Origin of the sequence: Nocardioides daeguensis (assembly GCF_019192965.1) — a bacterium.
Classification (GTDB): Bacteria; Actinomycetota; Actinomycetes; order Propionibacteriales; family Nocardioidaceae; genus Nocardioides; species Nocardioides daeguensis.
In genome coordinates this window covers 130,549-150,007 of sequence record NZ_JAHTKU010000004.1, presented here as the reverse complement: position 1 = coordinate 150,007, position 19,459 = coordinate 130,549, and the positions used below count along the sequence as shown (strand labels likewise).

General features: G+C 69.4%; 18 protein-coding genes. 12 read left to right on the top strand and 6 right to left on the bottom strand.

Annotation, left to right across the window (positions count from 1 at the left end; translation table 11 throughout):
- Nucleotides 1-46: 46 nt before the first annotated feature.
- Genes KU893_RS03635 through KU893_RS23460 form a run of 4 tightly spaced genes read left to right on the top strand, consistent with a single transcriptional unit; the run spans nucleotide 47 to nucleotide 4,893 of the window.
- The gene (locus KU893_RS03635; RefSeq protein ID WP_218232956.1) at nucleotides 47-1,153 is read left to right on the top strand and encodes a glycosyltransferase; all 1,107 of its coding nucleotides are present in this window, start codon (nucleotides 47-49) and stop codon (nucleotides 1,151-1,153) included.
- Nucleotides 1,134-2,615, top strand: coding sequence for a lipopolysaccharide biosynthesis protein (locus KU893_RS03630; RefSeq protein WP_218232955.1), 1,482 nt, complete (start codon nucleotides 1,134-1,136; stop codon nucleotides 2,613-2,615). The genes KU893_RS03635 and KU893_RS03630 overlap by 20 nt, the downstream gene beginning before the upstream one ends.
- Before the next feature lie 44 nt (nucleotides 2,616-2,659).
- Nucleotides 2,660-3,475, top strand: coding sequence for a polysaccharide pyruvyl transferase family protein (locus KU893_RS23760; protein ID WP_372449663.1), 816 nt, complete (start codon nucleotides 2,660-2,662; stop codon nucleotides 3,473-3,475).
- Nucleotides 3,472-4,893, top strand: a complete 1,422-nt coding sequence (locus tag KU893_RS23460; RefSeq protein ID WP_218232953.1) for an O-antigen ligase family protein — start codon at nucleotides 3,472-3,474, stop codon at nucleotides 4,891-4,893. The genes KU893_RS23760 and KU893_RS23460 overlap by 4 nt, the downstream gene beginning before the upstream one ends.
- Before the next feature lie 184 nt (nucleotides 4,894-5,077).
- Here the strand turns inward: KU893_RS23460 and KU893_RS03615 are convergent, their stop codons facing one another.
- Together KU893_RS03615 and cysD are read right to left on the bottom strand one after the other, a co-directional pair.
- Complete coding sequence (locus KU893_RS03615; RefSeq protein WP_246591750.1) at nucleotides 5,078-6,337, bottom strand: sulfate adenylyltransferase subunit 1; 1,260 nt, start codon at nucleotides 6,335-6,337, stop codon at nucleotides 5,078-5,080.
- Entirely contained in the window at nucleotides 6,337-7,251 is a 915-nt protein-coding gene (cysD, locus tag KU893_RS03610) for a sulfate adenylyltransferase subunit CysD (RefSeq protein ID WP_218232952.1), read from the bottom strand. Before cysD ends, KU893_RS03615 begins: the two co-directional genes overlap by 1 nt.
- A 162-nt stretch (nucleotides 7,252-7,413) precedes the next feature.
- Here cysD and KU893_RS03605 point away from each other — a divergent pair, with 162 nt between their 5' ends.
- The 3 genes from KU893_RS03605 (at nucleotide 7,414) to KU893_RS03595 (ending at nucleotide 9,770) form a co-directional block, all read left to right on the top strand.
- Entirely contained in the window at nucleotides 7,414-8,190 is a 777-nt protein-coding gene (locus KU893_RS03605; protein WP_218232951.1) for a DUF4143 domain-containing protein, read from the top strand.
- A 75-nt stretch (nucleotides 8,191-8,265) separates the two neighbouring features.
- Nucleotides 8,266-9,432 (top strand): nucleotide sugar dehydrogenase, encoded by a 1,167-nt coding sequence (locus KU893_RS03600; protein WP_218232950.1) that lies wholly within the window; start codon nucleotides 8,266-8,268, stop codon nucleotides 9,430-9,432.
- A gap of 200 nt (nucleotides 9,433-9,632) precedes the next feature.
- Nucleotides 9,633-9,770 (top strand): hypothetical protein, encoded by a 138-nt coding sequence (locus KU893_RS03595; RefSeq protein ID WP_218232949.1) that lies wholly within the window; start codon nucleotides 9,633-9,635, stop codon nucleotides 9,768-9,770.
- Nucleotides 9,771-9,847: 77 nt separating this feature from the next.
- On the opposite strand, the gene KU893_RS03590 is transcribed toward KU893_RS03595, so the two are convergent.
- Entirely contained in the window at nucleotides 9,848-10,849 is a 1,002-nt protein-coding gene (locus tag KU893_RS03590; protein ID WP_218232948.1) for a sulfite exporter TauE/SafE family protein, read from the bottom strand.
- Nucleotides 10,849-12,780, bottom strand: a complete 1,932-nt coding sequence (gene cysC, locus KU893_RS03585) for an adenylyl-sulfate kinase (RefSeq protein ID WP_257440846.1) — start codon at nucleotides 12,778-12,780, stop codon at nucleotides 10,849-10,851. Before cysC ends, KU893_RS03590 begins: the two co-directional genes overlap by 1 nt.
- Nucleotides 12,781-12,930: 150 nt before the next feature.
- Here cysC and KU893_RS03580 point away from each other — a divergent pair, with 150 nt between their 5' ends.
- From KU893_RS03580 to KU893_RS03570, 3 genes are all read left to right on the top strand, one after another.
- Nucleotides 12,931-13,380 (top strand): helix-turn-helix domain-containing protein, encoded by a 450-nt coding sequence (locus tag KU893_RS03580; protein ID WP_218232947.1) that lies wholly within the window; start codon nucleotides 12,931-12,933, stop codon nucleotides 13,378-13,380.
- 5 nt (nucleotides 13,381-13,385) lie between these two features.
- Complete coding sequence (locus KU893_RS03575; protein WP_218232946.1) at nucleotides 13,386-14,105, top strand: hypothetical protein; 720 nt, start codon at nucleotides 13,386-13,388, stop codon at nucleotides 14,103-14,105.
- 110 nt (nucleotides 14,106-14,215) lie between these two features.
- Nucleotides 14,216-14,515, top strand: a complete 300-nt coding sequence (locus KU893_RS03570) for a DUF2516 family protein (RefSeq protein WP_218232945.1) — start codon at nucleotides 14,216-14,218, stop codon at nucleotides 14,513-14,515.
- Nucleotides 14,516-14,549: 34 nt separating this feature from the next.
- Here KU893_RS03570 and manA read toward each other — a convergent pair whose 3' ends face one another.
- Both manA and KU893_RS03560 read right to left on the bottom strand, forming a co-directional pair.
- Nucleotides 14,550-15,731 (bottom strand): mannose-6-phosphate isomerase, class I, encoded by a 1,182-nt coding sequence (manA, locus tag KU893_RS03565; RefSeq protein WP_218232944.1) that lies wholly within the window; start codon nucleotides 15,729-15,731, stop codon nucleotides 14,550-14,552.
- A gap of 73 nt (nucleotides 15,732-15,804) precedes the next feature.
- On the bottom strand, nucleotides 15,805-17,232 hold the full coding sequence (locus KU893_RS03560) for a sugar transferase (RefSeq protein WP_218232943.1): 1,428 nt from the start codon (nucleotides 17,230-17,232) through the stop codon (nucleotides 15,805-15,807).
- A 224-nt stretch (nucleotides 17,233-17,456) separates the two neighbouring features.
- Here KU893_RS03560 and galE point away from each other — a divergent pair, with 224 nt between their 5' ends.
- Together galE and KU893_RS03550 are read left to right on the top strand one after the other, a co-directional pair.
- On the top strand, nucleotides 17,457-18,461 hold the full coding sequence (galE, locus tag KU893_RS03555) for a UDP-glucose 4-epimerase GalE (protein ID WP_218232942.1): 1,005 nt from the start codon (nucleotides 17,457-17,459) through the stop codon (nucleotides 18,459-18,461).
- The gene (locus KU893_RS03550; RefSeq protein ID WP_218232941.1) at nucleotides 18,458-19,315 is read left to right on the top strand and encodes an N-acetylmuramoyl-L-alanine amidase family protein; all 858 of its coding nucleotides are present in this window, start codon (nucleotides 18,458-18,460) and stop codon (nucleotides 19,313-19,315) included. The genes galE and KU893_RS03550 overlap by 4 nt, the downstream gene beginning before the upstream one ends.
- The last annotated feature ends 144 nt before the right edge of the window (nucleotides 19,316-19,459 follow it).

Sequence of the window (19,459 nt, the reverse complement as noted above, 5' to 3'; positions counted from 1 at the left end):
TTGGGCTCCGTGTCGTGTCCGACCCCGGAGTCTAGGACTGCTGCGGATGTTGAAGGCCCAAGGGCACGAGGTGCACGTAGTGGGAATCGCTTGGAGCGATGAGGAGGGCGCCGAGTTCGACCGGCTGAACTTCGTCAACAGCGTGACGTCAGTGCGCGGCTCTCGGTGGGCAGCAGTAGTGCGGGTTGCCGCCGCAGTCTTCACACAACGCTCCCTACAGCAGGCCTACACGTCGAGCCCCCGCTTCCGGAGGGTCCTCCGGCGCGAGTTGGCTGAGCTTTCGCCAGACATTGTCTACTTCAACGTTGTGAGGAGCGCGCAGTTCCTGTCATTGGTCGGGGCAGAGACTGCGACGATGGTCGACCTCGACGAGCGCCGAAGCAGATTCTATGAACTGTCCTCGCGAACTTCTACAAGCTTCGTGGCCCGTGCGCTGGGTCGCATAGAGGCGCGACGTATGCGACGCGCGGAGCGTCGCGCAGAGGGCCAAGCAGGGGCGGTGCTCTATTCCTCTCCGGTCGACGTCGAAGATCCCGGCCGCGACATCCTCGTTCGTAGCCCCAAAAGCGCTGGTGACGTGAGACCGCGCGACTCCACCCCCGGTCGGATCGTGTTTGTCGGCCGGCAGTGCTATCGACCTAACGTCGAGGCAGTGACATGGTTCGCCGACCAGGTCCTTCCGCCTCTGGCGAGAGAATTCCCTGGCGTGGAGCTTGTTGTGGTCGGAGAAAGACCGAGCAGAGCGGTAAAGGCGCTCTCTGCTCGACCAGGGATCGTGGTGACCGGACGGGTCCCGTCAATTGCCGAGGAATACTCCCGGGCGCAGATCGCCATCGTTCCCGTTAGAAGTGCGACCGGGGTGCAACTCAAGTTCATTGAGGCTCTTGAGTGTGGTGTTCCGACGGTCGTCACTCCGGTCGTGGCAGTCGGCGCCGGCGTCGAAGATGGCGAGCACACAATTGTCGCGGACTCGGCCGAAGAGTGGCGCGACGCAATCCGGCGCCTATTAGTTGATAACGACCTGGCTTTGGCAATGGCGGGTCGCGCCAGCACGTGGACGGTGGCAAACTACTCGGACATGGCCGTGAGCCGCGCGCTTGCCGAGGGCGTCGCGCAAGCGATGAGGAAAGCTGATGTCGCACGCCGTCTATAACGGCACCTCCGCGCGAAAGGGTGCTGCCGCGCGGGGCGCCATCACGACACTGATCACCCAGTCTGTGCGCCTAGTCGTGATGTTTGGCGGCCTGGCCGTCATGGGGCGCATTCTTGGTCCGTCGACCTACGGCCTAGTGGCGATGGCGATGGCTCTACTGGGAATCGGCGAGGTACTGCGTGAGTCGGGTCTTCTCGCTGCGGCAGTTCAAGCCTCGCAGTTGACCGTCAAGCAGCGGGATAACCTCTTCTGGATCAACGGAGCCGTCGGGATCTTCCTGTGCGTGATCTTCGCTGCCGGTTCGCCCTTGGTTGCGCTTCTCTACGGGGACGGGCGACTCGTTGCCTTAACGTCTTTCTTGGGGTTGCAGTTCCTCTTCAGCGGATTTCAGACTCAGTTCCAAGCCGCGCTCACTCGGCAGTTGAGGTTCCTGGCCCTCTCGCTTAGTGATCTGGTGGCACAAGTCGCCGCGGTGGCGATTGGTATCGGCTTAGCGCTGTCCGGATTCGGATACTGGGCGATCGGCGTCCAGCTTGTCTCCCAACAGGCGCTTCTGCTCGCGGCTCGCTGGCTTCTGGCGGGGTTTATCCCTGGACTACCGAGCCGCGAAGCAGGCATGAGAGATCTGCTTCGCTACGGTGTGACGCTGTCCGGCACGCAGCTTATGGTCTACTTCTCGCGAAGTATCGACAGTGTTCTCGTCGGCGCAATTGCAGGGGGGCGGGCGTTGGGCTACTACAGTCGCGCGTCACAGTTGACGCAGGCGCCGTTGGCCCAAGGGTTGGGGCCGCTGACCTCTGTTGCCTTGCCATTGTTGTCGGTGGCAAGGGCAGATCGGGTGTCTTATATCGCCAAGGTCAACGAGACGTCGGCCGCCGTCTGTTACGTCTTCGTCGGGTCTTTTGGGTTGGCAATTTCGGCGGCACCCTGCGTCGTTCCATGGGTATTCGGCTCGGATTGGTCAGGCGTGACGCCATTGTTTCAAATCCTCGCCGTAGGAGGGATGTTTCAGGCCGCTGGATATGTTAGCTATTGGGTCTTCCTAGCGGAGGCCGCGACGTCGACGCACCTGCGGATCTCGTTCCTGACGCGCGTCGCCGCGGTTGCAGCGCTGGTCGGCGGAAGTGCATGGGGAAGCCTTGGCGTGGCTGTTGGCTACGCGGTCGGGATGGCACTCACTTGGCCAATGGTGTGGCTGGGCGCGAGCCGCGTTTCCGGCATATCCGCTGGGGTGCAGCTGCGCGTTGGGGCATCGGTTGTTGCGGCCGCCCTGATGGCCGCGACGGTCGGTCTAATCGCAGCCGACAAATTCGCGAACAGTCCCACCTCTGCATTAGTAGTTGGAACTGCAGCTTGGGGCGTCGTCTACCACCTGTCCTTGGCAGCCGTGCCAAGCGCACGAGGCGCTCTCGTGCCGCTTGTCCGACGACTGCCCGGTGTCTACGGAAGGGCCGGAACGTGAGCATTGAGGTCTACTGGTGGTCGCCTCGGCGCTCGCCTCGGGCAATGTGGCCAGAGGTTAGGCATGCGAGCCGTGGCTGGCTCTCTCTCGCAGCCGAAGTTCCTCGTCGCCTCGGCACCAACTTCGGCGACGAGCTGTCGCCGATGGTCGTCGAGCTTGTGACTGGGCGCCGCGTCACTTGGGCCCCGCCGCAGCGGGCGGCGCTCGCGGCCGTGGGCTCGATCGTTGAGTTGCTCATAGCCGGTGGGTTTCAAGGTGTGGTGTGGGGATCTGGATGCCGCAGATCTTCGCAGCAGGACCGCGACGGCATCAGCTTCGCAGCAGTCAGGGGCCAATTGTCGGCGACTGCTCTTGGCCTGAGTGGCACGCCGGTCGGAGACCCGGGAGTGCTCGCATCGGAATTCGCGACAACTAGTGGAACTCACGTGCGTGGTCGCCGGTCGGCGATTCCACATTTCCGAACTTGGAACTCTGTAGCAGGCCGAGAGGCAGTCCGAGCTTTGCGTGCTTCGGGGTTCCGCATAATTCCGCCGACGCTTCCTCCTCGCGACGTCATCAGGGAGGTCGCGGCGAGCGAGCTGGTCCTGTCCTCGAGTCTGCACGGGCTGATCGTTGCTCACTCGCTGGGCAGGCCGGCCATCCGGTTCAATATCGACGGCCACGGAGAGCCGGATTTCAAGTATCAGGATTTCTATTCTGCACTTGACGAGCCCGCCCCGGCGGCGTCTTCCGTGAGGGACCTAGTTGGTGGACTTGACCGCGCCGCCGTTGATGACGCTTATGACATGACGGCTGTTCGTGCGGATCGGTGCGCTGACCGTGCTGGCGATCTGACCAGAGCCCTCGGCGATCAGCTGTGATCACGGCCCTCGTGTTTGCTGCGCTGGTCGGAATGGCAGCCTTGTCTATTCCTCGGCGCCTGCGGGCTGCGGTACCTGTCGTTATTCCGCTCGTCGTCATCGTCGCTGCTCCGCATATCTTGACTGATGGTGGGCGGACGCGACATGTGGGCATTTCCACTGCGCAGCCGGCGATTGCAACCTGGCTCGTGGCTCTGCTGCTGATGACGGGCCTATTCGTCCTGAGTGGGCGGGTGAGAGGAGCCGTTCTCGTTCTTCCAGTCTTTGTGTGGATGCTGGTCGCATTCTCGATTGCCTGGCCGAGCACGCCGGAAGTGGTTTCCGGGCTAATGCATGTCGCGTCGGGCCTCGTCGCGTGGATCGTCGGCTGTTCCGCTGCGGCGGGCCTAGCCGTCGATGATCGTGCTCGCGCATTTGTTGGAAGAGTCGCGCTGCTGCTGCTTCTCTTGGAACTCGGCGTGGTCGCGCTACAGGCGCTGGGCTATGCGATCAACCCGATGGCGCCGGCTCAGGCGGCTCTATTGGAGGGGCGCTTCAACGGGACCATTTCTCACCCCAATGATCTCGGAAAGATCGTCCTTCTTCTGCTAGCCACGTTCTTTATGACGGCAGTGCATGGCTCTTCCGGACTGAGGCGCCCTCATGTGTTCTTGGCGGCAGGGGTTGCGCTCATGGTCGCGGTCATGACAGGCGGTCGCGCTGTCATAATTGGCGTGATCGCATTCGTTGCTTTCTGGGCGCTCTTGCAGATTCCTGAAGTCTTCTCCCGGGCTAAGAAGATGGCGATGATCGGCATCGTCATGCTGGGCATTGCTGGGAGTTTCGGGGTGGTCGCTGCTCGGTTTGCCGAAGATCCGAGCGGCGGAGCCCGCAGCCAGTTGACGCCAGTGGCGCATCGTGCGATCAGAAACGCTCCTTGGTTCGGGGTGGGGCCGAATTCCTACGTCGAGACAGTCGGTCAGACGGACCAACTGACGGCGTCCGGGGTGCCCGTGCACAGCACTTATCTCCTTGCCGCAGCAGAACTCGGAATCGCTGGCTCGGTGCTACTGGCCGTACCTCTGCTCGTCCTTGTGATGCGAGCTCTCGGTGCGCGGCGTAAGGCGGGACCTCAGGGTGCGGCGTCGACGGCCGTACTTGCGCTGGCGCCAGTCATTCTTATGATTGGCTGGACCGGCTGGGGCCTGCTGGGCAGTTCAGTCTTTCCAGCGTGGTTCCTTGTCGCGGGCCTTGGATACGGCTTGATCACACGCCCTTCGAGTGGCGATTCGGCGCAGCGGCAGTCGGCGGGCTCGGCTGGTGGCGCGCCAAAGCTCTCAGCCAAACGGCGCGCCGCTATTGCTGGGGATGAGATCGGCTCGGTACGTGCCATGGAGGCCGCTCGGTCGACGATGCGCAGGGGGAGCCCAGGCACCTGACGCATCGACGCGCTTCGGATGCCGCTCGTACGGTACCGATCCAGCCCGCCTCGCTCTGCGTGGCTTTCGCTGCTCCGGAGCCGAAGGAATCTCTGGCCGTGGGATGCGCCCAGGCGTGACTAGCCGAGAAGCGTCAACGGTGCCCGTCCAACATGGACGGGCACCGCTGGGCGTTGCGCGGACGTCAGCCGTTAATCATGCCGGCGCCGACGGTCACGCCGGTCGCCTCGTCGATCAGGATGAACGAGCCGGTGGTGCGGTTCCTCGAGTATGGGTCGCACAGCAGCGGCACCGTGGTGCGCAGCGTGACGCGGCCGATCTCGTTGACGCCGAGCTCCTTGGTCTCCTGGTCGCGGTGCAGCGTGTTGACGTCGAGGCGGTACTGGATGTCCTTGACCAGCGCGCGGCCCGTGCGGGTCGTGTGCTTGATCGCCAGCTTCTGCCGCGGCTGCAGCGGGGTGGTGGTCATCCAGCAGATCATCGCGTCGATGTCCTGGCTGGGGACCGGGGCGTTCTTGACCCGCGCGATCATGTCGCCGCGCGAGACGTCGACGTCGTCCTCGAGGTGGACCGTGACGCTCATCGGCGGGAAGGCCTCGGTGATCTCCTTGTCGAACAGGTCGATCTTGGCGATCTTCGACGTCATGCCCGAGGGGAGGACGACGACCTCGTCGCCCGGCTTGAGGACGCCGCCGGCGACCTGGCCGGCGTACCCGCGGTAGTCGTGGAACTCGTCCGACTTCGGGCGGATGACGTACTGCACCGGGAAGCGGGCGTCGATCAGGTCGCGGTCGGAGGCCACGTGGACGTGCTCGAGGTGGTGCATGAGCGTGGGACCGGAGTACCACGGCATGTTCTCCGAGCGGGTCACCACGTTGTCGCCCTGCAGCGCCGAGATCGGGATGACCTCGAGGTCGGGGACGTTGAGCTTGGTCGCGAACTGGGTGAACTCGGCGTAGATCTTCTCGTAGACGGCCTGGTCGAAGTCGACGAGGTCCATCTTGTTCACCGCCAGCACGAGGTGCGGGACGCGGAGCAGGGAGAGGATCACCGCGTGCCGGCGCGACTGCTCGGTGAGGCCCTGGCGGGCGTCGACGAGCACCAGGCCGAGGTCGGCCGTGGAGGCGCCGGTGACCATGTTGCGGGTGTACTGCACGTGGCCCGGGGTGTCGGCGATGATGAACTTGCGGTTGGGCGTCGCGAAGTAGCGGTAGGCCACGTCGATGGTGATGCCCTGCTCGCGCTCGGAGCGCAGGCCGTCGGTCAGCAGCGCGAGGTCGGTGTAGTCGTACCCCTTCGCCTCGCTGGTGGCCTCGACCGCCTCGAGCTGGTCCTCGAAGATCGACTTCGAGTCGAGCAGCAGGCGCCCGATGAGGGTGGACTTGCCGTCGTCGACCGAGCCGGCCGTCGCGAAGCGCAGGAGGTCCATGTTGGTAGCGGACATCAGAAGTAGCCCTCCTTCTTGCGGTCCTCCATTGCGGCCTCGGAGAACCGGTCGTCACCGCGGGTCGCGCCGCGCTCGGTGACCCGGGCGACCGCGACCTCCTCGATGATCTCGGGGATGGTGCTGGCGGTGGACTCCACGCAGCCGGTCAGGGTCAGGTCACCGACGGTGCGGAACCGCACGGTGCGCTCCTCGGCGACCTCGCCGTCGCGGAGCGGGTTGTGCTCGCTCTCGGACAGCAGCATGCCGTCGCGCTGGAACACGCGGCGCCGGTGCGAGAAGTAGATGCTGGGGATCTCGATGCCCTCGCGGCCGATGTAGTCCCAGATGTCCAGCTCGGTCCAGTTGGAGATCGGGAAGATCCGCATGTGCTCGCCCTCGTGGAGGCGGCCGTTGTAGAGGCTCCACAGCTCGGGGCGCTGGTTCTTCGGGTCCCACTGGCCGAACTCGTCGCGGTGGGAGTAGACGCGCTCCTTGGCGCGGGCCTTCTCCTCGTCGCGGCGGCCGCCACCGAAGGCGGCGGTGAAGCCGTTCTCCTCGATGGCGTTGAGCAGGGTGCCGATCTGGAGGCGGTTGCGCGAGGTCTTGCCGTCGTCGATGACGATGCCGTCCTTGATGGCCTGCTCGACGCTGGCGACGATCAGCTTCACGCCGAGCCGGTCGACCCAGTTGTCACGGGTGGCGAGGACCTCGGGGAAGTCGTAGCCGGTGTCGACCTGCAGCACCGGGAACGGGATCTTCGCCGGGTAGAACGCCTTCTCCGCAAGGCGCATCATCACGATGGAGTCCTTGCCGCCGGAGAACATCAGGACCGGCTTCTCGAACTCGGCCGCGACCTCGCGGAAGATGTGGATCGACTCTGCCTCCAGCTGGTCCAGCTGGCTGAGGCGGTAGTCGCTGTGCGTCTGAGTCATGCCTGGGCGACCTGTCCTTTCGGGGTGTTTCCGTGCCTGTGCGGTCATCGGTACCGCTCAGACCCCGGTCATCGTGCCACGCATTCCCTGTCAGCGGGGCATCGGTGGCGACCCGCTAGACAAATCGACGAGTTTGCCGCCGGAGCCCTAGGCTGGCTGACCGTGGCCGCTGACCTCGTCGCCCGCCTGGGCTCCCGCGCCCTGGTGTCGGGCGAGGTGCGGACCTCGTGGTCGGTGCCCGACTACGTCGCGCTGATGGAGCGTCCCGGCGTCGCCGACGAGCTCGAGGACGTCGTACGACGGGCGCGGGGGATGCGCCGCCTCGACCCGGACCGGATGCGGGCCGTCCTCGCCGCGCTGGCGGACCCGCCCGCGGCCGAGCTCAACAAGGCCCGGATCGCGCAGGCCGCCGGACTGCCCGTGACCACCCTGACGCCGTACGTCGACCTGCTGGTGCGCCTCGGCGTGCTGGTGCTGCTGCCCGGCAGCCGGGCGGCGGTCGCCAAGCGCGCGATCGGCCGCCCGCAGGCCGTGTTCGCCGACCCCGCCGTGGCGCGACACCTGAGCGGTGCTCCGGCCGCGGACCTGGCCGACCTGTCCGGACGCAGCCGGCTCGCCCCGCTGCTGCGGGGGCTCGTGGCCGCCGAGCTGCTCCGGCAGCAGGCGACCAGCGCGGTCGAGCACCGGGTGGCCTACCTGCGCGAGCGCAACGGCCTCGAGGTCGACCTGGTCGTCGAGCTGCCCGACGACAGCCTGTACGGCATCGAGGTGCGCACGGCGGCGAGCCTGCGGCCGCACCAGTTCGCCGGCCTGGACGCGCTGGCGCGCCGCGCGGGCGGGCGGTTCCGGGGCGGGGTGGTGCTCAACACCGCCGGCCGCGGCCACGTCTACGGCCCGCGTCGCTGGAGCCTGCCGATCGCGACCATCTGGGACCAGTGACTGGTCTCCTGACGGTCACCGGGCGGCCATCCCGCCTCCCGGGGCCGTTCAGGCGCCGCGCTCAGCCTCGGAAGCATGAAGATCACCGTGGTGGGGGCCGGTTACGTCGGCCTGTCCAACGCCGTGCTGCTCGCGCAGCACAACGACGTGTGGGTGCTCGACGTCGATGCCGCTCGGATCGAGGCGGTCAACGAGCGCCGGTCGCCGATCGTCGACCCCGAGCTCGAGGAGCACCTGCGCCGGCCCGGGCTGTCCCTGCAGGCGACCCGGAGCGCCAAGGCGGCGTACGCCGACGCGTCGTACGTCATCGTCGCGACGCCGACGAACTACGACCCCGAGACCGACCGGTTCGACACCTCGACGGTCGAGCGGGTGACCAAGGCGGCGCTGGCCGCGAACCCCGCCGCCACCGTGGTCATCAAGTCGACGGTGCCCGTCGGCTACACCAACACGCTGCGCGAGGCGCACCCCGGCGCGTCGATCCTGTTCAGCCCGGAGTTCTTGCGCGAGGGCCGGGCGCTGTACGACAACCTGCACCCCTCGCGGATCGTGGTCGGCTCCGACACCGAGCCGGGCCGGCTGTTCGCCAAGCTGCTGCTCCAGGGCGCGGTCGACGACGACGTTCCCGTGCTGTTCACCGGGTCCACGGAGGCCGAGGCGATCAAGCTGTTCGCCAACACCTACCTGGCGCTGCGGGTGGCGTACTTCAACGAGCTGGACACCTACGCCGCCACCCACGGTCTCGCGACCCGCCAGATCATCGAGGGCGTCGGCCTCGACCCGCGCATCGGCGGGCACTACAACAACCCGTCCTTCGGGTACGGCGGCTACTGCCTGCCGAAGGACACTCGCCAGTTGCAGGCCAACTACCGCGACGTCCCGCAGAACCTGATCAGCGCCATCGTCGACGCCAACACCACCCGCAAGGACTTCATCGCCGACGACGTGCTGCGCCGCAACCCGAAGGTGGTCGGCATCTACCGGCTCACCATGAAGGCGGGCTCGGACAACTTCCGGGAGTCGGCCGTCCAGGGCGTGATGAAGCGGATCAAGGCCAAGGGCGTGAAGGTCGTCGTGTTCGAGCCCGAGCTGGACCAGAAGCGGTTCTTCGGCTCGAAGGTGGTCAACGACCTCGCCACGTTCAAGGAGAAGGCGGACGTGATCATCGCCAACCGGCGCACCGACGTCCTCGACGACGTGGCGGACAAGGTCTACACCCGCGACCTGTACGGCCGGGACTGACCGGCACGGCTGACCCGGCGGGGCCGGTCGTGGCGTCGCGCCGACCGGAGATGTGGCGGAGCGCCTCGGGCGACGAATCCGGTCGTTGCGCGGTAGATCCGCGCACCCCACCCGAAATGACCATGCGGGTGCGCGCCGATCAGACGAGGGCTCGAGCCGGCTGGCGGGGGTACCGTGGATGGCAGTCAAGGGGGACTGCCATGGAGATGCTGATCGCCGCCGCGGGTACGACGTGGGTCGCTGCCGCCGCTCTGTTCACGTTCGGGCTGGCGCGTGCCGCTGCCGCCGAGCGTCCGTTCTTCGCCGAGGGACAGCGCGAGCTCCATCGGGTCGGCTGAGGGTTTCGAGGCTCGCTTCGCTCGCACCTCAACCACCGGTCAGGCTCGCTTCGCTCGCACCTCAACCACCGGTTCGGTCAGGTGTGGGTGCGCTTGCGCTCCGGGCTGCCCAACGACTCGATCTCGGCCACCGTCGGCGCGCCGAAGGCGGGGAGCCCGGCCTGCTTGCGCAGCAGGCCCCACACCAGCGGCACCAGCACGAGCATCGCGATCCCGACGCCGGCGACGAGCATGGCCTCGAGCGTGTCGTGGCCCTCGCCGAACGGGTGCAGGCCGGCCTTGAACAGCAGGGCCACGCCGGACATGGTCAGCACGATCACGATGCCGCGGCGGATGAACGACTGCGGCACCCGCGGCGCGAGCCGGGAGCCGAGCAGCGTGCCGGGCACGGAGCCGACGACCAGCGGGATCAGCAGGTCCCAGTCGAGGCCGTGGATGGCGATGTTGGCCAGCGCGGCGCTGAGCACGAGCGGCACGGCCTGGACCAGGTCGGTGCCGACCAGCCGGACGGCCGACAGGCCGGGGTAGAGCATGAGCAGCGCGATCATGATGACCGAGCCGGAGCCGACGCTCGTCACGCCGACGAGCAGGCCGCCGAGCATCCCGACGAGCAGGGTCGGGATCGGCCGGATGCGCGGGTCGTCGTCGGGCCGCGAGCCGCCCCGGCGTACCCGCTTGAGGTTGATGTAGAGCCGCAGGGCGTACGTCGACGCGGCGAACAGCAGCGCGACGCCGATGCAGAGCTTGAGGGTCTTCTCCAGCTCGGTCGGGTCGTCGGTGACGGCCTTGACCAGCCACGGGCCCAGGAAGGCCATTGGCACCGAGCCGAGGATCAGCCAGCCCGCGAGGCGCAGGTTGGGCGAGCCCTCCCGGGCGTGGGTGATCGCGCCGCCCGTCTTGTAGATCGCCGCGGCGGTCAGGTCGGCGGTGACGATCGAGGCGGTGTGGCCCACGCCGAGGAAGATCAGCGCGGGCGTCATCAGCGCCCCGCCGCCCATCCCGGTGAGGCCGACGACGATGCCGACCAAGAAGCCGGCGGCCGCGATGGAGAGCGCGGTCAGGGTGAGGATGTCGTCCACTACTGCTCGCCTGTCTGTGCGGTGCTGGGAGCGCTGGGCTGCGTGAGGCGGCGCAGCACGGCCTGGAGGAGCGCGTCGATCTGGTCGGCCGAGACCTCGGCCGCAGCCTTGCCCCGGCGGTACGGGTCCCGGATGTCGTGGTGCTCGGCCGTGCCCGCGCGGCGGTGGCCGACGGCGGTGACCAGCTCGGCGCCGTGGAGGCCGGGGTCGACCCGCTCCACGGACTCGGCGAACTGGCCGAGCGTGAACGCCTTGCGGAAGGCGCTCGGCACCTCCTCGAGCACGAACTGCCGGTGCGCCGCCTCGGCGGTGAGCACCAGGTCGGCGGCCTCGATCAGGTCCTCGGTCAACGGCCGGCTGGCGAACCCGCTCAGCAGGTCGCTGCCCACGCCACGCTCGGCGAGGACCTCGGCCATGGTCCGGTCGACCCGGTGCGCGTCGAAGCCGTGGGTGCCGGCGCTGGCGAACTCGATGCCGCCGTCGGCGCCGGCGAGGGCGCGCGAGCGCAGCTCCATGTACGGCGAGCGGCAGATGTTCGCGGTGCAGACGAAGAGCACCCGCAGCGGGCGGGCGCCGTCGGCCGCGGCGCGGGTCCCGGGGCTCGGGGCGGGGACGTCGCGGCTGTCGTCGGCGGGGAGCGCGGCGAGCCCCGAGGCGACGCGTCCGGAGAGCTCGGTGGTCTCGAGGCTCGGCGCCGGAGCGCCTCCGGTCGCCGGAGCGGGCTCGGGGGTCGTCAGGTCGAGGTAGCCGGCGTCGCGCAGGGCGGCCACGACGTCGCCGAGGGCGTCCTCGATGGTGCGCCCGGTCGTGTCGACCCGGACGTCGGCGTCGAGCGGCTCCTCGTAGGGCGAGGAGATGCCGGTGAACTCGGGGATCTCGCCGCGCCGCGCCTTGGCGTACAGGCCCTTGCGGTCACGCCGCTCGCACTCCTCGAGCGGGGTCGCGACGTGGATGAGGAAGAACGCGCCGCCGGCCTGCTCGACCATCGCCCGGACCTGCCGGCGGGTGTCGTCGAAGGGTGCGATCGGGCTGCAGACCGCGAGCCCGCCGTGGCGCGAGATCTCCGCGGCCACCCAGCCGATCCGACGGATGTTGGTCTCGCGGTCCTCCTTGGAGAAGGTGAGGCCCGCGGACAGGTTGCGGCGGACGACGTCGCCGTCGAGGCTGGTCAGGCTCCGGCCGCCGTGCTCGAGCAGGCGGTCCATCAAGGCCTGCGCGAGCGTCGACTTCCCGCTGCCGGACAGGCCGGTGAAGAACAGGACCAGACCCTGCTGGTCGCGCCGAGGGCGCTCCGCCTCGTTGATGTCGGCGAGGGCGGGGAGCAGGTGGCCGCCGTACGCGAGCTCGACGACCGGATCGGTGTCGGCGTACGACGTCAGCACGGAGATGCGCAGCGCCGGGTCGGCCAGCGAGGCGTGGTCGGCGAGCGGGACCGCGACCACGGCGGCGCCGATCGCGTCGGCGACCCGCTGGGTCGCGCGCAGCAGGCCGACCGGGCTGATCGCCGGGGTGCCGGCACCGACGAGGGCGACCAGCACGACCGGGCCGAGGCCGCGCAGCTGCTCGACCTGGACGTCGGTCATCAGGTCGGTGACGGGGACGAAGGTGCGCCCGGCGTACTGCTCCCGGACCGCGGCGGGGGACAGGTAGAGCCGGCGGAACGGGCCGAACTGCGCGTGGGTCAGCGGGGTGACGGCCAGGCCGCGCAGCGCGCTGGAGACCCGCGCGAGGGGCAGTCCCTCGGGGTCGACCAGCTCGACCTCGTCGCCCTCGTCGAGGTGCGTGAGGAGCTCGGTGGGCAGGGAGAGCGTGAGCGGGCTGCCCGGCTCGTTGAACCCGCGGATCGGGTCGGCCGCGCCCGACGTCAGCAGCTCGAGGTCGTCGAGCTCGCGCTGCGTCGGGCAGTGCTGGGGCAGGGGCGGGCGTGACACACGGGTGATCGTACAGAGTCGAGTGAGTTGATCCGATTTGAACAGTGAAAGCGGACGCCGATCACCGACGGCGGCGTCGCGGAGCGCTTGTGAAGGAGTTCACGCAGCGCCTGCTTGCACTTTGCTAACTATTGCTAGCACCATGGTCCTATGGCCAAGGGCAAGGTGGGAAAGACCGTCGGGTCGCTCGGCGACTACCTCAAGGAGCAGCGGGTGTCCGCCCGTCTCTCCCTGCGGCAGCTCGCCGACCAGGCGGGCGTCTCCAACCCGTACCTGAGCCAGATCGAGCGGGGGCTCCGCAAGCCGTCGGCCGAGGTGCTGCAACAGATCGCCAAGGCCCTGCGGATCTCCGCCGAGCAGCTCTACATCAGGGCCGGGATCCTCAGCCCTGATGACGGCGTGGGGGGATCGGTCGAGCTCGCGATCGTGAGCGACACCGGCCTCACCGAGCGACAGAAGCAGTCGCTCCTCGATGTCTACGCATCGTTCCTCGCGCTCAACGCGGCCGACACGGATCGCTCCACGGCGGCCGTCGCGGCGCAGGAGGACGCGCCAACCAACACCGAGACGGACTCTGACGCCGTCACCGACGAAGGGTGAAACCAATGCCGAAGCTCGAGCTCCCCAAGATCGAGATCCCCAAGATCGACATCCCGAAGATCGACATCCCGACCCTCGACCGCAAGTTGGTCGACCTTCCCGAGATCCCCGCGGCTGCCGCGAAGCCGATCTACGCCGGCGTCGGCGTGATCGACCTCGCCGTCGAGGAGGTCAAGTCCTACGTGGCCGACGTGCAGGCCAAGGCGGTCGCCTATGTCACCGACGTGCAGAAGGACGTCACCGCTCGCGTCGCCGGCGTGCAGAACACCGTGAAGGGCTTCGAGTTCCCCGAGCCGAAGACCCTCCAGGGCAAGGCCGTCGCCACGTTCGCCGAGCGTCGTACCCAGGCCGAGGCGCGCATCGCCGACCTGCAGGCCGACGCCAAGGCCCTCCCGGCCAAGGTCCAGAGCACCGTCAAGGGCGCGTACGACGAGAACGTCGCCACCGCCACCGCGCTGTACGCCGACCTCGCCAAGCGCGGTGAGGGCGTCGTCGTGAAGCTGCGCACCGGCGAGGCCCCCAAGGCCGCTCCGGTCGCCGCCAAGGCCGCCCCGGCCGCCCCGGCTGCCCCGGCTGCCCCGGCCGCCCCGGTGCCGGCCGCCAAGAAGGCCGCCCCCGCCAAGAAGGCGCCGGCCAAGAAGGCCCCCGCCGCCAAGAAGGCGCCGGCCAAGAAGGCCCCCGCCGCCAAGAAGGCGCCCGCCGCCAAGGCCACGCCCGCCAGCTGAACCGGCACAGCCCGCTCGAACGGCCCCGAGGCAGACGCCTCGGGGCCGTTCTGCCTCCGGTGGGGTCCGCTGGGCGCGCCGGTCCGACGGGTGCCAACTACGCTGGGGCCATGAGCGGTGGCTTCGTGGGTGCGGTGAGTGACGTCGAGCTGTGGATCAACGTCGGCATCGCCTTCGCGCTGCTCGTGATCAAGATCTTCGCGCTGGTCAGCTCGCTGCTCTACTCCAGCGAGTCCTACGTCGCCGCCGACAAGCTCAACAAGGCGTCCTGGACCGCGATCCTCGGCGTCGGCGTCCTGCTGCAGGTCGTGCCGATCAACCTGTCGATCGTGAACCTGGCGCTGACCGTGGCCGCGCTGGTCTACCTCGCCGACGTCCGCCCGGCCCTCGCGGGGCTGCGCCGGCGCTGACCCGGCGCTGACCCGAGCTGACCCGCCGCCGAGGTCAGAGCAGGTCGAACAGCTGGCCGCGGGCGTCCGTGGCCGGGACGAACGCCTGGGCGATCTCGCCCGTGCCGGCGACGCGCAGCTCGCCGTCGCTGTCGTCGGCGTACGCCACCTCGCCCCGCCCGAGGCGGAGCACCTCGTCACGCCGGTTGACCAGCGCGACCGAGCCGCCGGTGCAGATCAGCAGCCGCGGACCGGAGGCGGGCAGCACGACGCCGGCGGGGTCGGCCGGCGAGCTCTGCGTGACCGAGAGCCCGAAGTCACCGCCGGGGCTGAACACGTCGGTCGAGTGGTTGAAGACGATCGGCTCCACGCGGGCCGCCCGCGAGGTGCCCTCCTCCAGGCAGCGGACCAGGCCGCGCGGGTCGACGTGCTTGTGGGTCAGACCCGCGCGCAGCACGTTGTCGGAGGACACCATCACCTCCAGGCACATCCCGCGCAGGTGGGCGTGGATGATGCCGGTGGCCAGGTACGCCGCCTCGCCGGCCTGCAGCGTGAGCCGGTTCATCAGCAGCGAGACGAGCACGCCCACGTCGCCGGGGTAGGCCTCGGCGAGCTCGACGGCGGTCTCGAAGGCGCGCTTGACGTCCCGTCCGGCGTCGAGCGCCTTCTGGCAGGCCTGGGCCACCTCGGTGACGACCTCGGGGGAGGGCGGCGCCGCGAGCAGGCCCTCGACCAGCCGCACGATGCCGGCGAAGCCGGTGTGGGCGACCAGCTCGGTCATCAGGCTCTCGGCCAGGGGGTGCTCCAGCGCGTGCAGGACCCGCATGATCTCCGAGGTGCGGCGCAGGCCGACCAGGGTGTCGAAGGTCGACAGTGCGTAGACCATCTCCGGCTTCGGGTACGGGTCCTTGAACACCCGCTGGGGCGCGTCGATCGGGATCCCGGCCTCCTCCTCGGCCGCGAAGCCCGCGGCGGCCCGGGCCGCGTCGGGGTGCACCTGGATCGACAACGGCCGGTCCGCGGCGAGGACCTTGAGCATGAACCCGAGCTCGCCGGCGACCTCGGTCAGGGCACGCCTCTCCCCGGCGGCGTCGACCACCTCGGCGGTGCCGAGCGGGTGGGTGCCCACCCAGAGCTCCGCGACCCGTCGGCCGTCGGCGTCACGGCGCAGGAAGTCCGGGATGGCGACGGGCGAGCCCCAGTCGTAGGACCGGGTGGCGCACTCGAGCGCGAACAAAGGGAACCTCCAGGGAGAGAGCGGGCGGGGTGAACCCTAATCCGCCCCACCGCCGCGCGGGCCGGAAAGCGGTTCAGTAGGCGCCGTCGGACGACGCGACCGCTCGGACCGTCCGGCCCAGGATCGCGAGGTCCTGCAGCATCGACCAGTTGTCGACGTAGTAGAGGTCGAGGCGCATCGCCTCCGCGACGTCGAGGTCGTTGCGGCCCGAGACCTGCCACAGGCCCGTCATGCCGGGGCGCACCAGGAGCCGGCGCGACATCGCGCCCTCGTAGAGGGCCACCTCGCGGTCGACCTGCGGGCGCGGGCCGACCAGGCTCATGTCGCCGCGCAGCACGTTGACGAGCTGGGGGAGCTCGTCGAAGGAGTAGCGGCGCAGCCACCGCCCCGGCCGGGTGATGCGCGGGTCATCGGTCATCTTGAACAACAGCGCGCTCTCGCTGGCCTGGTCCTGCAGCTCCTGGACCAGCGACTCGGCGTCCACGCACATCGTGCGGAACTTGAGGCAGTCGAAGGGCTCACCGTTGCGACCGATCCGGCGGTGCCGGAAGGTGACCGGTCCGCGGTCGTGCAGCCAGATCACGGCGCTCACCAGCGCGAACAGCGGCGCGAGCACGGCGAGGAGGAACGCGGCGCCGAGGATGTCGAAGGTGCGCTTCCCGAGGGCGCCCGCGTCGCTCCAGGTCGGCGAGTCGACCTGGATGAGCGGTACGCCGCTCACCGGGCGGATGGTGATCCGCTCCAGCGAGATGTTGTCGAGGCGCGGGGCGAGGGCGACCTTGACGCGGTGCCGCTCGAGCGCCCAGATCGCCTCCTTCATCTCCGCGGCGTCGGCGATGCTCCCGTCGGCGAAGATGACGAGGTGGGCGCCCTGCTGCTCGGCGAGCGAGGTGAGCGCACCCACCCGCCCCAGCACCGGCACCCCGCCGTCGGTCTCGTCGCGGAGGTCCTGCTCCTCCGGCACGACGCCGCCGATCACCGAGTAGCCGAGCCAGGTCTCCCGGCCCAGCGTCCTGGCCATCGCGTCGATCCCCTGGGGGGAGCCGGCGACGAGCACGTGGACCTGCAGCCGACCGCGTCGACGCAGCGCGTGCAGCGCCTGGCGGGCCGCCCAGCGACCCAGGAGCAGGGCGATCGGGCCGATGGTGAAGGCGAGCACGAAGAAGCCTCGCGACAGCTGGTACTTGGCGAGGTAGCAGCCGACGCCGAGCAGTCCCGCGGTGATCATGGTCGCCTGGAGCACCCGCTTGAACTCCTCGGCGCCCGCGCCGAGGAGCTCGGAGCGGTAGCCGCCCATCAGCGCCGTGACCAGGAGCCAAGCGACGATGCTGGCCGGTCCCACGACGCCGAGCTGACCGCTGACACCCAGGGACCGCTCGAACACCGAGAGCGTCTCGCGGCCGAACACGGCCAGCGCTCCGACCGCGCCCATGATCGCGACGTCGAGGGCCAGCACCCCGAGGGTGTAGCCGGCGAGAGGATGGCGCGGACGGTAGGGCACCAGGGCGGTTCGCCCGGATTGATCCACCGCGGTCATGCGCGTCCTGTCCCCACCCGATTGGTTTGCGTCCGCGCGTCCCCGGCTCCCCCCATGGAAGCCGAGCCGGCTCGAACAGACTCGGTCACGAGGATAGGAGCGGATCGGCCGCCGCATACCCAGATTTGATGAAATCGCGGTAAAGCCTGGCAGGCGGGGGTCGCGGGCTGCCTCAGTAGGGTCGGGGCATGAAGGTTCTCGTGACCGGCGGCGCCGGCTACCTCGGATCGATCACCGCCCGCGCCTTGGAACAGGCCGGGCACACGCCGGTCGTCCTCGACTCGCTGCTCACCGGGCCGCGGGCCTACGTCGGCGACCGGATCTTCTACGAGGGCGACATCGCCGACCGCGCGCTGCTGCGCCGCATCGTCGCCGAGCACCCCGACCTCGACGCTACCGTGCACATGGCCGCGCGGATCGTCGTACCGGAGTCGGTCGCGCTGCCCTACGAGTACTACCGCGACAACGTCGCGAAGTCGCTGGAGATGTTCGACGAGCTCACCGCCTTGGGCAAGTCGCGGATCCTGTTCTCCTCGACGGCGTCGCTGTACGCGCTCACGCCGCAGTTCGAGGTGACCGAGGAGGACCCGGTCGACCCGACCTCGCCGTACGCCCGCACCAAGCGGATGATGGAACAGGTCCTCGAGGACCTCGCGAAGGCCACGGACCTGCGCGCGATCATCCTGCGCTACTTCAACCCGATCGGCGCCGACCCGGACCTCACCACCGGCTACCACCTGCGCGACGCGACCCACGTGGTGCCGCTGATGGCGCAGACCGCGCTCGGCTTCCGCGAGAGCTTCACGCTGACCGGCACCGACCACCCGACCCGCGACGGCACGGGCATCCGCGACTACATCCACGTGTGGGACCTGGCCCGGGCGCACGTGCGCGCGATCGAGGAGTTCGACGCCGTGCTGGAGAAGGTCGCGGCGCCGTACACCTACATCAACCTCGGCTCCGGCGACGGCGTGACGGTGCGCGAGCTGCTCGCCGCCGTCGAGCGGGTGGTCGGCAAGCCGGTGCCCGTCGTGGAGGCGCCGGCGCGCCCCGGCGACGCGGCCGGTGCGTACGCCAACGCCGACAAGGCCCTCCAGCTGCTCGGGTGGCGCACCGAGCTGTCGCTCGACGAGGCGATCTCCTCCGCGCTGGCGTGGGGCGAGAAGCGCAAGGACGTGCTCGGGTACGCGTGAGTCCCCGGCCCGGTCTCCTGCTCGCCGTCGCGCTGCTCGCGGCGGGGTGTGCGACGGGCGACCGGGACGGGACGCCGGGTCCCTCCCCGGTGCCCTCGCCGACGCAGTCGGTCCCGGCCAGCCCGCCCACGACCGCGCCGAGCACTCCGTCCGCGCCCGCTCCGCTCGCCGGCCGGGTCGTCGTCCTCGACCCGGGGCACCGGCTCGGCAACGCACGGTTCCCCGCCGAGGTCAACCGGCTGGTGGACGCGGGTGGCTTCGAGAAGGCCTGCAACACGACGGGTACCTCGACCGACGACGGCTACCCGGAGGCGACCTTCACCTGGCAGGTCGCGGTGGAGGTCCGCCGCCGCCTGCGTGCGCTGGGCGCGCGCGTGGTGCTGACCCGCGACGACAACTCCGCCGCCTCCTGGGGGCCGTGCATCGACGAGCGCGGCCGGATCGGCAACCCCGGGGAGCCCGGCCCGACCGCCGACGTACGGGTCAGCCTGCACGCCGACGGGGTCGCGACCGGCTCGACCGGGCCCGGGCGGGCGCACGGGTTCCACGTGATCCGGCCCGGTGAGCGGGCCGGCTGGACCGACGACGTGCTCGCTGCCTCCGAGCGGCTGGCGGTCGCTTTGCGCGACGCCCTGGTCGGCGCGGGGTTCACGCCGTCGACGTACCTCGGCGACGACGGGATCGACGTCCGTACGGACCTGGGCACGCTCAACCACTCCGACGTCCCGGTGGTGATGGCCGAGCTGGGGAACATGCGCGACGCCGGCGACGCCGCGGTGATGGAGAGCGATGCCGGACGACGTCGCTACGCGCGGGCCGTGGTCGCCGCCGTGCGCACCTACCTCGTGCCCTGAGCACCGGTATGCCCGCGAGGAGCCGGGGTACGGCGCCCGTATGAGGCTCGACTCCCTGCGCCCCCTCTACGAGGCGGCGGGACCGTTCGTCACGTTGCACCTCGACGTCAGCCGCGACAGCGAGCACGCGCGGCAGGAGATCGC

Coding starts and splice junctions, on each gene's coding strand:
- KU893_RS03635 (WP_218232956.1), top strand. CDS start 47: ATGTTGAAGGCCCAAGGGCACGAGGTGCACGTAGTGGGAATCGCTTGG.
- KU893_RS03630 (WP_218232955.1), top strand. CDS start 1,134: ATGTCGCACGCCGTCTATAACGGCACCTCCGCGCGAAAGGGTGCTGCC.
- KU893_RS23760 (WP_372449663.1), top strand. CDS start 2,660: ATGTGGCCAGAGGTTAGGCATGCGAGCCGTGGCTGGCTCTCTCTCGCA.
- KU893_RS03615 (WP_246591750.1), bottom strand. CDS start 6,337: ATGTCCGCTACCAACATGGACCTCCTGCGCTTCGCGACGGCCGGCTCG.
- cysD (WP_218232952.1), bottom strand. CDS start 7,251: ATGACTCAGACGCACAGCGACTACCGCCTCAGCCAGCTGGACCAGCTG.
- KU893_RS03600 (WP_218232950.1), top strand. CDS start 8,266: ATGAAGATCACCGTGGTGGGGGCCGGTTACGTCGGCCTGTCCAACGCC.
- KU893_RS03595 (WP_218232949.1), top strand. CDS start 9,633: ATGGAGATGCTGATCGCCGCCGCGGGTACGACGTGGGTCGCTGCCGCC.
- KU893_RS03580 (WP_218232947.1), top strand. CDS start 12,931: ATGGCCAAGGGCAAGGTGGGAAAGACCGTCGGGTCGCTCGGCGACTAC.
- KU893_RS03575 (WP_218232946.1), top strand. CDS start 13,386: ATGCCGAAGCTCGAGCTCCCCAAGATCGAGATCCCCAAGATCGACATC.
- KU893_RS03570 (WP_218232945.1), top strand. CDS start 14,216: ATGAGCGGTGGCTTCGTGGGTGCGGTGAGTGACGTCGAGCTGTGGATC.
- galE (WP_218232942.1), top strand. CDS start 17,457: ATGAAGGTTCTCGTGACCGGCGGCGCCGGCTACCTCGGATCGATCACC.